Here is a 13,657-nt window from a genome sequence, read left to right on the forward strand (position 1 = left end):
CGACACGCCGGTGGAGTTCGGGGGAGGTTAGTTGACCCTGGCGGTAAGGCCGCCCTACTGTCCGTATCAGTCCTCAGGTTGACATAAGTGTAAGCCTCAAGTTGAGGGTGAGGGTTCGTCCCGCACCCACATGCTCACAGGTCGGGAAACACCGCGACGGCACGGTCGGCAGACCGGGCAGGGCGGTCGGAGAGAGCGGAAAGGCCCCTCGTCGTGGCAGCACCGCAGAATTACCTCGCGGTCATCAAGGTCGTCGGAATCGGCGGCGGCGGCGTCAACGCCGTCAACAGGATGATCGAAGAGGGACTCAAGGGCGTCGAGTTCATCGCGATCAACACGGACGCCCAGGCGCTGCTGATGAGTGACGCCGACGTGAAACTGGACGTGGGCCGCGAGCTCACGCGCGGCCTCGGCGCCGGGGCCAACCCGGACGTGGGCCGCAAGGCCGCCGAGGACCACCGGGAGGAGATCGAGGAGGTCCTCAAGGGCGCCGACATGGTGTTCGTCACCGCCGGGGAGGGCGGCGGCACCGGCACCGGCGGCGCGCCCGTCGTCGCCAACATCGCCCGCTCGCTCGGCGCGCTCACCATCGGCGTCGTGACCCGGCCGTTCAGCTTCGAGGGCAAGCGCCGCGCCATGCAGGCCGAGGCCGGCATCGAGACGCTGCGCGACGAGGTCGACACCCTCATCGTGATCCCCAACGACCGGCTGCTGTCGATCTCCGACCGGCAGGTCAGCGTGCTGGACGCCTTCAAGGCGGCCGACCAGGTGCTGCTGTCCGGTGTCCAGGGCATCACCGACCTCATCACCACACCCGGCCTGATCAACCTGGACTTCGCCGACGTCAAGTCCGTCATGTCGGGCGCCGGTTCGGCGCTGATGGGCATCGGCTCGGCGCGCGGCGACGACCGCTCGGTGGCCGCGGCCGAAATGGCGATCTCCAGCCCGCTGCTGGAGGCCAGCATCGACGGCGCGCACGGCGTGCTGCTGTCCATCTCCGGCGGCTCCGACCTCGGCCTCTTCGAGATCAACGAGGCCGCGCAGCTGGTCTCCAACGCGGCCGCGCCGGACGCCAACATCATCTTCGGCGCGGTCATCGACGACGCGCTCGGCGACGAGGTCCGGGTCACGGTGATCGCGGCGGGTTTTGACGAGGGGCGCCCTTCCAAACCGGCACCGGAGCCGGAGAGCAAGCGGCTGCCCCCGCCCCCGCGTCCGGTCCCGCCGCCCTCCCCGGCCGCGCCGGTCAACCCGATCCCCAGCCGGGTCGGGCGGTCCGAGCCCGCCGGGCAGCAGGCGTCGGCCCAGCAGGGCACGCAGCCGTCGGTGGCGCAGGCCGCCGCCGCGCCGGCCCAGTCCGCCCAGTCCGCCCAGTCCGCGCAGTCCGGCCAGTCCGCGCCGGCGGCGCAGCGATCCGAAGGCGACCGGCCGCAACCGTCCGGGCAGGGGCAGGACGCCCGGCCTTCGGGGCGCGGCGACCGGCAGGCCTCGCAGGACGGCGCGCCGTCCGGGCAGCCGGGCCCGCCCGGCGACCGGGAGGCCGGCCCGCCCGGCGAGTCCGGCGGCTCCCGGGCCCCCGCTCCCCGCCCGTCCTCCGAGCAGCCCTCGTCCCGCGTCCACGCGGGCGAGAACGACGGCGGCCCCGCCTCCTCCGGGCAGCGCCGCCGTCCCGTGGTGTTCGACGAGGACGACGACCTCGACGTCCCCGACTTCCTGAAGTGATCACCACCGTCGCCCTGGGCGGCGGCGTCGGCGCCGGCTTCACCTCCCGCGCCGGCGGCGTGAGCGGGCCCCCCTACGACTCCCTGAACCTCGGCGGCGCGGTCGGCGACGACCCCGCCGCCGTCCTGGGCAACCGGCGCCGCGCCGCGGCCGCGCTCGGCGCCGACCCCGAGCGCACCGTGTTCATGCGGCAGGTGCACGGCGCGGACGTCGCGCACGCCACCTCCCCCGACCTTCCCGGCGAGGCCGACGCGGTCGTCACGACCGTGCCCGGCCTCGCGCTCGCCGTCCTCGTCGCCGACTGCGCGCCCGTGCTGCTGGCCGACCCCGTCGCCGGGGTCGTCGGCGCCGCGCACTCCGGCCGGCCCGGCACGGCCGCCGGCGTCGTCCCGGCCCTGGTGAAGGCGATGTGCGAGCGGGGCGCCGAGCCCGCGCGGATGGCCGCCGCCATCGGTCCCGCCGCGTGCGGCCGCTGCTACGAGGTGCCCGCCGCGATGCGGGACGAGGTCGCCGCCGCCGTGCCCGCCGCCTACGCCACCACCGCCAAGGGCACCCCCGGCCTCGACATCCGCGCCGGCGTCGCCGAGCAGCTCGCGTCCGCCGGGGTCGGCCGCGTGCAGACCGACCCGCGCTGCACGATCGAGGACCCGGGACTGTTCTCCTACCGCCGCGAGGGACGCACCGGGCGCTTCGCCGGATATGTCTGGCTGAAGGGCGACGGGTGACCGGCGCGGAACCCGGCTCCGAGCGCCGCCGCGCCGAGATCGCCGAGGGCATCGCCGCGGTCCGCGGGCGCATCGCCGACGCGTGCGCCGCCGCCGGGCGCGACGAGCGCGAGATCACGCTGATCGCGGTGACCAAGACCTTCCCCGCGTCCGATGTGCGGCTGCTGGCCGGACTCGGCCTCACCGAGGTCGGCGAGAACCGCGACCAGGAGGCCCGCCCCAAGGCCGCCGAATGCGCCGACCTCCCCCTCACCTGGCACTTCGTCGGGCGGCTGCAGACCAACAAGGCCCGCGCCGTCGCGGGCTACGCCGACGTCGTGCACTCGGTCGACCGGTCACGGCTGGTCGCCGCGCTGTCGGACGCCGCCGTCCGCGCGGGCCGCACGCTGCGCTGCCTCGTCCAGGTGTCGCTGGACGAGCCCGCGGAGGAGCGGGGGCGCGGCGGGGTGCTCCCGGCCGACGCTCCGGGACTGGCGGACGAGATCGCCGGGGCGCCCGGCCTGGTGCTCGGCGGCGTGATGGCCGTCGCGCCGCTCGGCGCCGACCCGCTGCCGGCCTTCACCCGGCTCGCCGGGACGGCGGCGGAGATCAGGCGGAACCATCCGGACGCCCGGATCGTCAGTGCGGGTATGAGCGGCGATCTGGAGCAGGCGATCGCGTGCGGCGCGACACACCTGCGGGTCGGTACGGCGTTGCTCGGCGGCCGACGGGCAATCGTCAGGTAATGTCCCCCCAGTGGTACCTGCCCGAACGTGGGGCGCCACGACGGATCAGTCCATCGGCGGGGTCGGACGCGCCCGGTACCGCCACCACAGGACACGGAGGGACGTATGGCCAGCGCGATGCGCAAGATGGCGGTCTACCTCGGCCTTGTGGAGGACGACCGCTACGACGACAAGTACGGCGAGTACGACGAGTACGAGGTCTACGACGAGGAGACCGACACCGGGCAGGGCCGCCGTCGCGATGACGAATCCGGCGGTCAGCTTACCCGAGCCGACGAGGCCGCGGACCGGGATCGCGACCATCACTCCACGTCCACGATCGAGCGACGCTCCGTGGCGCTCTACGAGTCCGGTACCACCGACCTCGCTCGTATCACTACGCTGCACCCGAGGACCTACAACGAGGCGAGGACCATCGGGGAGCACTTCCGGGAGGGCACACCCGTGATCATGAACCTGACCGAGATGGTCGACAGCGACGCCAAGCGTCTCGTCGACTTCGCGGCTGGTCTCGTGTTCGGCCTCCATGGGAGCATCGAGCGTGTTACGAACAAGGTGTTCCTGCTGTCGCCCGTCAACGTCGAGGTGACGGCGGAGGACAAGGCCCGGATGGCAGAACGAGGGTTCTTCAACCAAAGCTGAGAAGCACATGCGAGAGTATCCGTGAACATCGTTGGATCCGTCCTGCAGGGCATCCTGTACCTGTTCCTCCTGTTCCTGATCGGGAGGCTGGTCCTGGAGGTCCTGCAGTCCTTTGCCCGGCAATGGAAGCCGACCGGGGTGGTGCTGGTGATAGCCGAGGCGACCTACACGGTCACCGATCCGCCGCTCAAGCTGCTCAGGCGTTTCATCCCGCCCATCCGGCTGGGTAACGTTGCACTCGACCTCAGCTTCACCGTCCTCATCCTTGTGGTCTGGGTCTTGATCATCTTCGTCGGCTCGATATTCGGCGGAGGCTAGGTCGATCGGATACCGTCCTTCGGGGACAGACTCCAAGCGCGCCAAGGAGACGAGAACATGCCGCTGACACCCGCCGACGTGCGGAACAAGCAGTTCAGTACCACCAGGCTGAGGCCGGGGTACGACGAGGAGGAGGTGGACGCCTTCCTCGACGAGGTCGAGGCAGAGCTGGACCGCCTCATCCAGGAGAACGAGGAGCTGCGGGCCAAGCTGGCCGAATGCCTGCGCGGCAAGGTTCCCGCCATGGCCGCTCCCATCGTGGAGCCGAAGCCGGACGTCCAGAAGATCCCCGAGCCGCCGCGCCCCGAGCCGCAGCCGCAGCCCGAGCCGGAGCCCGCGCTCGGCGGCCTCGGCATGGCCGCCGCGCCCACCGGCGAGGACAACATGGACACCGCGGCCCGCGTGCTGGCGCTCGCGCAGCAGACCGCCGACCAGGCGATCGCCGACGCCCGCCGGGAGGCCGACGAGACGCTCGGCCGCGCCCGCCGGGAGGCCGAGGAGATCCTCGGCAAGGCCCGCCGGCAGGCCGACCAGATCGTCAGCGAGGCCCGCTCCCGCGCCGAGGCCCTCGACCGCGACGCCCAGGAGCGGCACCGCCAGGTCATGGGCTCGCTCGTGCAGCAGCGCGAGGAGCTGGAGCGCGAGGTCGACAACCTGCGCGCGTTCGAGCGCGAGTACCGCAGCAGGCTGAAGGTGTACCTGGAAGGCCAGCTGCGCGACCTGGAGGCGGGCAGCACCGAGACGGGCGCGTTCGCCGCCGTCCCGGGCGCCGCGCCCTCGCAGGCCCAGCAGACCGCTCCCCAGGCCGGCCCGCAGACGGGGCCGCAGGGCCAGCTGCAGCACGCCGACACCCGCAACGGCGCCGGCGGCCCGGCCCCGGCACCGGGCCAGTTCCCGTCGCCCGAGCACGCCCAGCAGGTCCAGCACTCGGCGACCGGCGCGTTCCACGCGGGTGGCGACAACCCGCCGCACGACAGGCGCTGATCCGGCCGCCACAGGCGATAGTGTCGTCCTGATCGCCGCGCCGGGGATGGCGGCTCCGCCATCCCCGCGGCGCCGGACGGCCATCCTGTGCGCCGGCCGCCGGGCCTCGCGCGGCCCGAGGCCGAGCGGTCCGAACGAGTGGGAGAGACCCTGTGATCATCCTGAGTGGCGTTCTCGTGGTGGTGGCGATCGCCCTGCTGGTAGCGGGAATCGTCGCCGGCAACGGAGACAGCGCCCAGGTCTTCGGCCTGGACGCGCTGGTGGTCATCTACATCTCGATCGCCGTGAGCATCGTCTCCGCGCTGTGCCTCGCCATCGGGGTGTTCCTGCGGCGCAAGGAGCTGTTCGGCCCGGCAGTCCCGGTCGCGCCCGCCCGTACGACCAAGAAGCCCAAGAAGGACAAGCGCAAGAAGAGCACGCCTCCCGCGCCGGCCAAGGCCGCCCCGAGCGTGCCGGAGGCCGCGTCCACGCCGGCGGAGCCGGCCGACGACGAGGTGGAGGTCCCCGCCCCGCCCGCGGACGTGCCGGACGACGCCCTGGTGTTCGTCGTCCGCGGCCGCAAGCGCTACCACCTCGACACCTGCCGGCAGCTCGCCGGCCGGGAGACCGAGGAGCTCACCTACTCCGAGGCCCGGGAAGAGGGCTTCAGCTCCTGCACCGCCTGCATGCCCGACACCGCACTGGCGGCGCGCGCCGCGGCGTCGGCACCCGCGTCCCCCGACGCGAGCAGGGACGCGAGCAAGGACGCGAGCAAGGACGCGGGCAGGGAAGCGAGCAGGCCCGCGGGGGCCAGGCACGCGGCGGCGGCGCCCAGCCCGGGCGCGGAGCGCACCGAGGGCGGTCTGGCGGGCATCGCCAGGCCGGCGTCCTCGGCGCTGTCCTTCGACAAGCCCGGTTCTCTCGAGAAGCCCGGGTCCTTCGACAAGCCCGGCTCGTCCGACCTGACGGCCGAGATCCCGCGGCAGGACGAGCCCGAGCCGGACGCGCCGGCGCCCCGCGCGGCGGGGCCCACCCTCACCGACATCCCCGTCGCGGGCGTCGTCGGCTCCGCGGGGGAGGCGCCCACGGCCACGGAGAGCGCCGAACCCGCCGCGGAGGACTCCGAGGACCGGCCCACCTGGGAACGGACCGCTGAGACCGAATCCGCCCCGTCGGACGTCACCGTCGACCTCGGCCCCGCGCCGCTCGGCGCCCCCGCCGCCCCGCGCCCCCGCGACGCCGACGACGAGGACCCCCTGGAGACCGGCCGCGAGCCGGCCCCGGCACCCCTGGACGACGGAGACACCGCGGCGGACGAGGACGAGCCCGCCACCGTGGACGATCCGGAGCCGTCCGAGTCCGGCGAGCCGGAGGACGAGGGCCCGCAGGTCCGCATCCTGAGCGGCACCAAGCGCTACCACCGCGTCGACTGCGCCCTGATCGAGGACATCGGCGACGAGGCCGACGACCTGGAGTCGCTGTCCCGCGCGGAGGCCAAGTCACGGGGCTGCACGCCCTGCCTGGTCTGCCAGCCCGACCGCGAGCACGCCCGCGACTGACCGGACCCGGCCGGGGCGGCGGGCGCCGCCCCGGGGCCCGGTTCGAAGGTCCGTGGCGGGGTCAGTGGCCGTGGCGCCGCTCGCGGCGGAGCTCGCGCAGCCGGTCACGGCGCTCGTCCCGCATCTCGGAGTGCAGGCGCCCCGCCTCCTCGTGGTGCAACCGGTGCATCTCGCGGCGCCGGGCGCGGCGCCCGCCCTTCTCACCCGCCGCGCGGCGGGTGACGGTGACACCGCCGAAGAGCAGCATGCCGGTCACGCGGATGACGGGCGCGTCCGGGTCGGTGGTGTCGTCCTCCGGCAGGTCGTTGCCGCCGAAGACCGCGGTGTTGGACGCGATGACCCGGACGCCGGGCGGCACGGTCATGGTCACGCCGCCGAAGACGCAGGTGACGTTGACGGTCACCTCGCCACGGCTGAGGACCGCCTGCCGGAAGTCCAGGTCGGCGCCGCCGAACACGCACGACACGTTGGTGGTCGGCTCGACCAGCCAGCGGCCCTTGCGCTCCACCCCGGAGAAGATCGCCACCAGGTTCGGCGACTGCGGCGGGGGCGGGGCGGGCGGCCGGGTGTCCTTGCGCAGGTCGACGCGCGGCCCCGGGGCCAGCTCGCCCGGCAGGTCGCTGAGGACCGGCTCCAGCTCGGCGTACGTCTTGGCCTTGTAGACGGCGTCGATGCGCTCGGCGTGCTCCTCCGGCGTGATGCGCCCCTCGGCGAGCGCCTCGCGCAGGCGGTCGGCGACCTGGTCGCGGTCGGCGTCCGACGCGCGCATGCCGGCGGGCGACGGCCGCGCCGGTGGTTCGGGCCCGGAGGGCTGCTCGGGAAGGTTCACGGGACCATCATCGCAAACGCGATGTGTCGCGATGAACCCCATCGCGGAAAGTTCTCCGCCGCGGCCGGGCCCGGACGGCTCCGGGGCCGGCCGCGGCGGCGGGTCTCACGCCTTGCGGAGGTAGTAGGTGAGGCCGAGCTCCTCGTCGCGCGCGGCCTTGAGGCCTTCGGGGCGGCCCTCGGTCACCGTGGTCGCGAGCACCTCGGCGGCGACCTCCGCGGTGTGGGCGCGCAGGGCCTCGGCGAGCTCGGTGCCGGTGGCCTCCCACCACAGCTCGATGCGGTCGGTCACCTCCAGCCCGGCGGCCTTGCGGCCCTCCTGGACGAGCCGGACGGCCTCCCGCACCAGGCCCGCGCGGCGCAGCTCGGGCGTGACGGTGAGGTCGAGCGCGACGGTCTCGCCGGCGGCGCTCTCCACGGCCCAGCCGCTGCGCGGGCGCTCGGTGACGATCACGTCGTCCGGGGAGAGCGGCACCGTGCCGAGCCCCTCGGCCCCGACCTCGGCCGAGCCCGCGCGAAGCGCGCGCACGAGGTCCGCCGGGTCGGCGGAGGTGATCGCCTTGGCCACCTTCGGGGTGTCCTTGGCGTACCGCTTGCCGAGCTCGCGGAAGTTCGGCTTGACCTCGTACTCGACCAGGTCGCCGCCGATCGACGACAGCTCCTCGAAGCCGAGCACGTTCAGCTCCTCGGAGATCTGGGCGCGCAGCTGCCCGGGCAGCGCCGCCCACCCGGCGGCGCCGACGAGGGCGCGGCCGAGCGGCTGGCGGGTCCGGACCCCGCTCGCCGCGCGGGCGGAGCGGCCGAGCTCGACCAGGCGCCGGACGAGCGCCATCTGCGCGGTCAGCTCCTCGTCCAGCAGCGTCTCGTCCACGGCCGGCCAGTCGGCGAGGTGCACCGACTCGGGGCCGTCCTCGGGGCGGATGACGTCCCAGACGTGGTCGGTGATGAACGGGACGATCGGCGCCATGAGGCGGGTGAGCGTCTCCAGGCACTCGTAGAGCGTCGCGAACGCGGCCGAGCCGTCGGGCGTCTCCGGGCCCTCCCAGAAGCGCCGGCGCGAGCGCCGGACGTACCAGTTGGACAGGTCGTCGACGAACTGCGAGAGGCGCCGGCCGGCGCGGGCGGTGTCGAACTCCTCCAGGGCCGCGTCGACCTCGCGGACGGTGCGGTGCAGCTCGGCGAGCGCCCAGCGGTCCAGGAGCGGGCGGTCGGCGGGCGCGGACGCCTCGGACAGCCGGTCCGGCGTCCACGCGCGGCCCTGCGCCTCGGCCGCGTTCGCGTACAGGACGAAGAACGACGCGGTGTTCCAGTAGGTGAGCAGGACCTTCCGGACGATCTCCTCCAGGGCGCCGTGCCCGACGCGGCGGGACGCCCAGGGCAGCCCGCTCGCGGCCATGAACCAGCGCACCGCGTCGGCGCCGTGCTGGTCCATCAGCGGGATGGGCCGCAGGACGTTCCCGAGGTGCTTGCTCATCTTGCGGCCGTCCTCGGCGAGGATCAGGCCGAGGCACACGACGTTCTCGTAGGACGACTGGTCGAACACCAGCGTCCCGACGGCCATGAGGGAGTAGAACCATCCGCGGGTCTGGTCCTGGGCCTCGCAGATGTACTGGGCCGGGTAGGACTCGTCGAACACCTCGTTGTTGCGGTAGGGGGCGCCCCACTGCGCGAACGGCATCGACCCGGAGTCGTACCAGGCGTCGATGACGTCGGGCACGCGGCGCGTCTCCGTCCCGCACGTGCCTGATTCCGCGTCACCGACACGAGCGGGGCACGGGAACGTGACGTCGTCCACGTAGGGGCGGTGCGGGTCGAGCGCGGACAGGTCGCGCCCCGCCAGCTCGCCCAGTTCCTTCAGCGAACCCACGCAGGTGATGTGCTCCTCGTCGTCGCCGCAGACCCACAGGGGGAGGGGCGTGCCCCAGTATCGGCTCCTGGACAGCGACCAGTCGACGTTGTTGCGCAGCCACTCCCCGTACCGGCCGTGCTTGACGGTCTCGGGGTACCAGTTGGTCTTCTCGTTCTCCTCCAGCAGCCGGTCCTTGATCTGCGTCGTCCGGATGTACCAGGCGGGCAGCGCGTAGTAGAGGAGCGGCGTGTGGCAGCGCCAGCAGTGCGGGTAGCTGTGGTCGAAGTGGCCGCCGCGGAACAGCAGTCCGCGCGCGCGCAGGTCTTCGGTGAGCGGTTCGTCGGCGTCCTTGAAGAACTTGTTGCCGACCAGGGGCACCTCGCGCAGGAAGCGCCCGTCCGGCCCGATCGGGTTGACGATCGGCATCCCGTAGCTCTTGCAGACGGTCATGTCGTCGCCGCCGAACGCGGGCGCCTGGTGGACGAGCCCGGTGCCGTCCTCCACCGTGACGTAGTCGCCCAGGACGACGTAGTGCGCGTCCGGGATGTCGACCAGCTCGAACGGCCGCTGGTATGTGGTCCGTTCGAGCTCGGTGCCCTGGAACGTGGCCAGCCGCTCGGCGCCCTCGCCGAGCACCTGGCCGAGGAGGGGCTCGGCCACGACGAGCACCTCGTCGGACCCCTGCGGCCGGGCGGCGACGTAGGTGACGTCCGGGTGGACGGCCACGGCGGTGTTGGAGACCAGCGTCCACGGGGTCGTGGTCCAGATGAGCAGCGCGGCGCCCATCTCGGCGAGCGGGCCGGACGTGACGGGCATCCGCACGTACACCGACGGGCTGGTGACCGTCTCGTACCCGCCGGGCTGGCCCAGCTCGTGGTCGGACAGGCCCGTCCCGCAGCGCGGGCAGTAGGGGGTGATGCGGAAGTCGCGGGACAGCAGGCCCTTGTCGAACACCTGCTTGAGGGACCACCAGACGGACTCGACGTAGTCGGAGTCCATCGTGCGGTAGGCCTCGTCGGTGTTGACCCAGTAGCCCATGCGCTCGGTCATCTCTTCGAACGCGTCGACGTGGCGCAGGACCGACTCGCGGCAGCGGGCGTTGAACTCCGCGACGCCGTACTCCTCGATGTCCTTCTTGCCGGTGAGGCCGAGCTCCTTCTCCACAGCGACCTCGACGGGCAGGCCGTGGCAGTCCCAGCCGGCCTTGCGCGGGACGTGGCGGCCCTTCATGGTCTTGAAGCGCGGGAAGACGTCCTTGAACACGCGGGCCTCGACGTGGTGGACGCCCGGCATGCCGTTGGCGGTCGGCGGCCCCTCGTAGAACACCCACGGGGTGCCGGACGCGGTGCGCTCCAGCGACCGCTCGAAAACCTTGTTCTCCTGCCAGCGGCGCAGCATGTCCCGCTCCAGGGCGGGCAGATCGACCTGCGCGGGCAGTGGCCGAAAGGCTCGGCTCACGATGGCGGACCTCCGGATCGACGTGGGCACGTTGACCGGAGGGACGAGGCGCGTGCCCGGACTCGGCCCGAGCGGCCCCGCGGTACCACCCTCCTTGACCGCCCCGGATCCGGCGCGGCCCGCTTCGTTCCAGTCTCGGCCACCGGGTCTACTGGGCCCCGCGACGGACATCGGGGGCGGTTCTTCCGGCGGCTCCGGGGTGATCAGACCGCCGCGCTCGCCCCCGGGCTCGCACCGTCCCCGGGTCGCTCATGGCTGCGTGCGGCGGCAGGTGTCCCCATCAGCGCCTGCCATACGACTGCTCGTCCAGACTCTAACGCACCCCGGCACGCCGCTCTTCCCCTTTTCCGCCGCGGCGCACACGGTTCCTTTGCGATCTCGTGCGCCGGCCCGGGGTTTTTCCGCGATCGGCGACCGGGCATAAGCGGTCGGTAACACGGCCCAGCTTGTTTACCGTGCCCGAGAGAGGGGACCTATGCTGCCCGCACTGCCCATCGAGGCGATCACCGCGAGGGAGGCCGACATGGCCGGCGCGAGGAGGGGCACGCCGCCCGCCGCGAGCAAGACCCGGGGCACGGCACGGCCGTCCCAGAGCAGGGCGGCGGGCGCGAAGACGCCCGCGGCGAAGACCCCGGCGGCGAAGACCCCGGGCGCGAAGGGGCCCGCGACCAAGGGCGGCGCCGCGAAGCAGGGACGTCCGGGCGGGCGCGCGGCGTCCGGGCGCGACGTGCGGGACCGGGACGCGCTGGACCGGGACGCGCTGGACGGGGACGCGCTGGACGGGGACGCGCTGGACGAGGCGGCGCCGAAGGCCGCGGCGGCGGAGCTGCCGGTCCGCGAGGGCGAGCACCGGTGGACGGCGGGCGAGCTCGCCGAGGTGCGGGCCGGGCTGAAGGAGCAGATCGAGACGCTGCGCGCGGAGATCGCCGCGTCCGCGAGCCAGATCGCCGAGGGCGACAGCAGCGACGGCGCGGGCGACGACCAGGCGGACGCGGGCGCCAAGACCTACGAGCGGGAGCACGAGCTCGCGCTGGCCTACAATTCACAGGACCTGCTCGCCCAGATCGAGCGCGCCGTCCAGCGGATGGACGCCGGCACGTACGGGATCTGCGAGTCCTGCGCCAAACCGATCGGTAAGGCGCGACTCCAGGTCTTCCCGCGTGCGACCCTATGTGTGACATGCAAACAACGCGAGGAACGTCGCTGAGCGACTCAACGAACCCAGAGCGCGAGGCCGGGGGGACCACGGGGTCTCCTCGGCCGCGCCGCGTCGGCGTGCTGGTCGCCGTGGCCGTGGCCGCGCTCGCCGCCGACATCGTCTCCAAGATCATCGTGGTGGCGACGCTGCAGGACCGCGAGCCGGTCCGCCTGCTCGGCGGCCTGCTGACGCTGCGCGAGACCCGCAACAGCGGCGCCGCGTTCTCGATCGGCACCGGCTACACCATCGTGTTCACCCTGATCGCCTGCGGCGTGGTGGTGGCGATCCTGCGCACCGCCCGCAACCTGCGCAGCGTCCCGTGGGCGGTCTGCCTCGGCATGCTGCTCGGCGGCGCGATCGGCAACCTCCTCGACCGGCTGCTGCGGTCCCCGGCCCCGCTGAAGGGGCACGTCGTCGACTGGATCCAGCTGCCGCACTGGCCGGTGTTCAACCTGGCCGACTCGGCGATCGTCTGCGGCGGCGTGCTGGCCGTCCTGCTGGCGGCGCGCGGGCTGCAGGTGGACGGCACGCGCCTCCCCGGCAAGGACGAGGCCGTCGAGCCCGACGCCCCCGAGGCGCCCGGGGCCGAGGTGCGCGAGCCCGAGGTGCGCGAGCCCGAGGCCGCCGACCCGGAGCCCGCCTCCGAGAACGAGGCCGGGGCGAAGGCCCCGGAAGAGAAGTCCTGATGGGGGAGGTGCGCAGCCTTCCCGTGCCCGACGGCCTGGAAGGCGAGCGGATCGACGCCGCGCTGACCCGCCTCTTCGGCGTGTCGCGGGGCAGCGCCGCCGACATCATCGCCGCGGGCGACGTCCTGCTGGACGGCGCCCGGGTGGCCACGAAGTCGGAGCGCCTGCACGCGGGCGCCTGGCTGGAGGTCACCCTCCCGCCCCCGCCCGCCCCGCCCGCGCCGGTCGCCGAGCCCGTCCCCGGGATGAGCGTGCTGTACGAGGACGACGACATCGTCGTGGTCGGCAAGCCGGTCGGCGTCGCCGCCCACCCGACGACCGGCTGGACGGGCCCGACCGTCCTCGGCGGGCTGCTCGGGGCCGGGCACACGATCGCCACGAGCGGCGCGTCCGAGCGGCAGGGCATCGTGCACCGGCTGGACGCCAACACGACCGGCGCGATGGTCGTGGCCAAGAGCGAGGTCGCGTACTCGCGGCTCAAGCGCGCGTTCAAGGAGCGCCGGATCGACAAGCGCTACCGGGCGCTCGTCCAGGGGCATCCCGACCCGTTCCGCGGGACGGTCGACGCGCCCATCGACCGGCATCCCTCCGGCGACGGCCGGTTCGCGGTCGTCGCGGGCGGCAAGCCGTCCGTCACCCACTACGACACCGTCGAGGCGTTCCGGGCGGCGACGCTGCTCGACATCGACCTGGAGACGGGGCGCACCCACCAGATCCGCGTGCACATGTCCGCGATCAGGCATCCGTGCGTGGGCGACCTGGCGTACGGCGCCGACCCGACCCTGGCGGAGCGGCTCGGGCTCAGGCGGCAGTGGCTGCACGCCGTCCGGCTGGGGTTCGAGCACCCCACCAAGGGCGAGTGGGTGGAGTTCGAGAGCCCCTACCCCGACGACCTCGCCCGCGCGCTGGAGATCGTCGAAGCGGAGTCCTGAGCGCGATGGGCGCGTCGGGGGCGCGAGTGACGGGAGAAGCGAGTTAGGCTCT

12 protein-coding genes are annotated in these 13,657 nt (G+C 73.5%); 10 read left to right on the plus strand and 2 right to left on the minus strand.

Going from position 1 to position 13,657, the window contains the following annotated elements; translation table 11 throughout:
* Positions 1 to 213 precede the first annotated feature (213 nt).
* The 7 genes from ftsZ (at position 214) to ABGB11_RS07555 (ending at position 6,654) form a co-directional block, all read left to right on the plus strand.
* Positions 214 to 1,722, plus strand: coding sequence for a cell division protein FtsZ (gene ftsZ / locus ABGB11_RS07525; RefSeq protein WP_347630200.1), 1,509 nt, complete (start codon positions 214 to 216; stop codon positions 1,720 to 1,722).
* The gene (gene pgeF / locus ABGB11_RS07530; protein ID WP_347630202.1) at positions 1,719 to 2,447 is read left to right on the plus strand and encodes a peptidoglycan editing factor PgeF; all 729 of its coding nucleotides are present in this window, start codon (positions 1,719 to 1,721) and stop codon (positions 2,445 to 2,447) included. The genes ftsZ and pgeF overlap by 4 nt, the downstream gene beginning before the upstream one ends.
* Positions 2,444 to 3,172, plus strand: a complete 729-nt coding sequence (locus ABGB11_RS07535) for a YggS family pyridoxal phosphate-dependent enzyme (RefSeq protein WP_347630204.1) — start codon at positions 2,444 to 2,446, stop codon at positions 3,170 to 3,172. Before pgeF ends, ABGB11_RS07535 begins: the two co-directional genes overlap by 4 nt.
* Before the next feature lie 105 nt (positions 3,173 to 3,277).
* The gene (gene sepF / locus ABGB11_RS07540) at positions 3,278 to 3,814 is read left to right on the plus strand and encodes a cell division protein SepF (protein WP_347630206.1); all 537 of its coding nucleotides are present in this window, start codon (positions 3,278 to 3,280) and stop codon (positions 3,812 to 3,814) included.
* 21 nt (positions 3,815 to 3,835) lie between these two features.
* The gene (locus ABGB11_RS07545; protein ID WP_021598409.1) at positions 3,836 to 4,132 is read left to right on the plus strand and encodes a YggT family protein; all 297 of its coding nucleotides are present in this window, start codon (positions 3,836 to 3,838) and stop codon (positions 4,130 to 4,132) included.
* Between the two features lie 57 nt (positions 4,133 to 4,189).
* A complete protein-coding gene (locus ABGB11_RS07550) occupies positions 4,190 to 5,116 on the plus strand; it encodes a DivIVA domain-containing protein (protein ID WP_347630208.1) in 927 nt (308 codons plus the stop codon).
* Between the two features lie 152 nt (positions 5,117 to 5,268).
* Complete coding sequence (locus tag ABGB11_RS07555; protein ID WP_347630210.1) at positions 5,269 to 6,654, plus strand: hypothetical protein; 1,386 nt, start codon at positions 5,269 to 5,271, stop codon at positions 6,652 to 6,654.
* Positions 6,655 to 6,715: 61 nt separating this feature from the next.
* Here ABGB11_RS07555 and ABGB11_RS07560 read toward each other — a convergent pair whose 3' ends face one another.
* Complete coding sequence (locus ABGB11_RS07560; protein ID WP_347630212.1) at positions 6,716 to 7,483, minus strand: DUF1707 domain-containing protein; 768 nt, start codon at positions 7,481 to 7,483, stop codon at positions 6,716 to 6,718.
* Between the two features lie 105 nt (positions 7,484 to 7,588).
* A complete protein-coding gene (gene ileS, locus ABGB11_RS07565) occupies positions 7,589 to 10,789 on the minus strand; it encodes an isoleucine--tRNA ligase (protein ID WP_347630214.1) in 3,201 nt (1,066 codons plus the stop codon).
* A gap of 790 nt (positions 10,790 to 11,579) precedes the next feature.
* Between ileS and ABGB11_RS07570 the strand changes: the two genes are divergently transcribed.
* From ABGB11_RS07570 to ABGB11_RS07580, 3 genes are all read left to right on the plus strand, one after another.
* Positions 11,580 to 11,996 (plus strand): TraR/DksA family transcriptional regulator, encoded by a 417-nt coding sequence (locus ABGB11_RS07570; RefSeq protein WP_347630553.1) that lies wholly within the window; start codon positions 11,580 to 11,582, stop codon positions 11,994 to 11,996.
* A 68-nt stretch (positions 11,997 to 12,064) separates the two neighbouring features.
* Entirely contained in the window at positions 12,065 to 12,673 is a 609-nt protein-coding gene (gene lspA, locus ABGB11_RS07575; RefSeq protein ID WP_347630216.1) for a signal peptidase II, read from the plus strand.
* Entirely contained in the window at positions 12,673 to 13,605 is a 933-nt protein-coding gene (locus ABGB11_RS07580; RefSeq protein ID WP_347630218.1) for an RluA family pseudouridine synthase, read from the plus strand. Before lspA ends, ABGB11_RS07580 begins: the two co-directional genes overlap by 1 nt.
* The last annotated feature ends 52 nt before the right edge of the window (positions 13,606 to 13,657 follow it).

This window comes from Actinomadura sp. B10D3 (assembly GCF_039871695.1).
In the GTDB taxonomy this organism is placed as follows: Bacteria; Actinomycetota; Actinomycetes; order Streptosporangiales; family Streptosporangiaceae; genus Spirillospora; species Spirillospora madurae.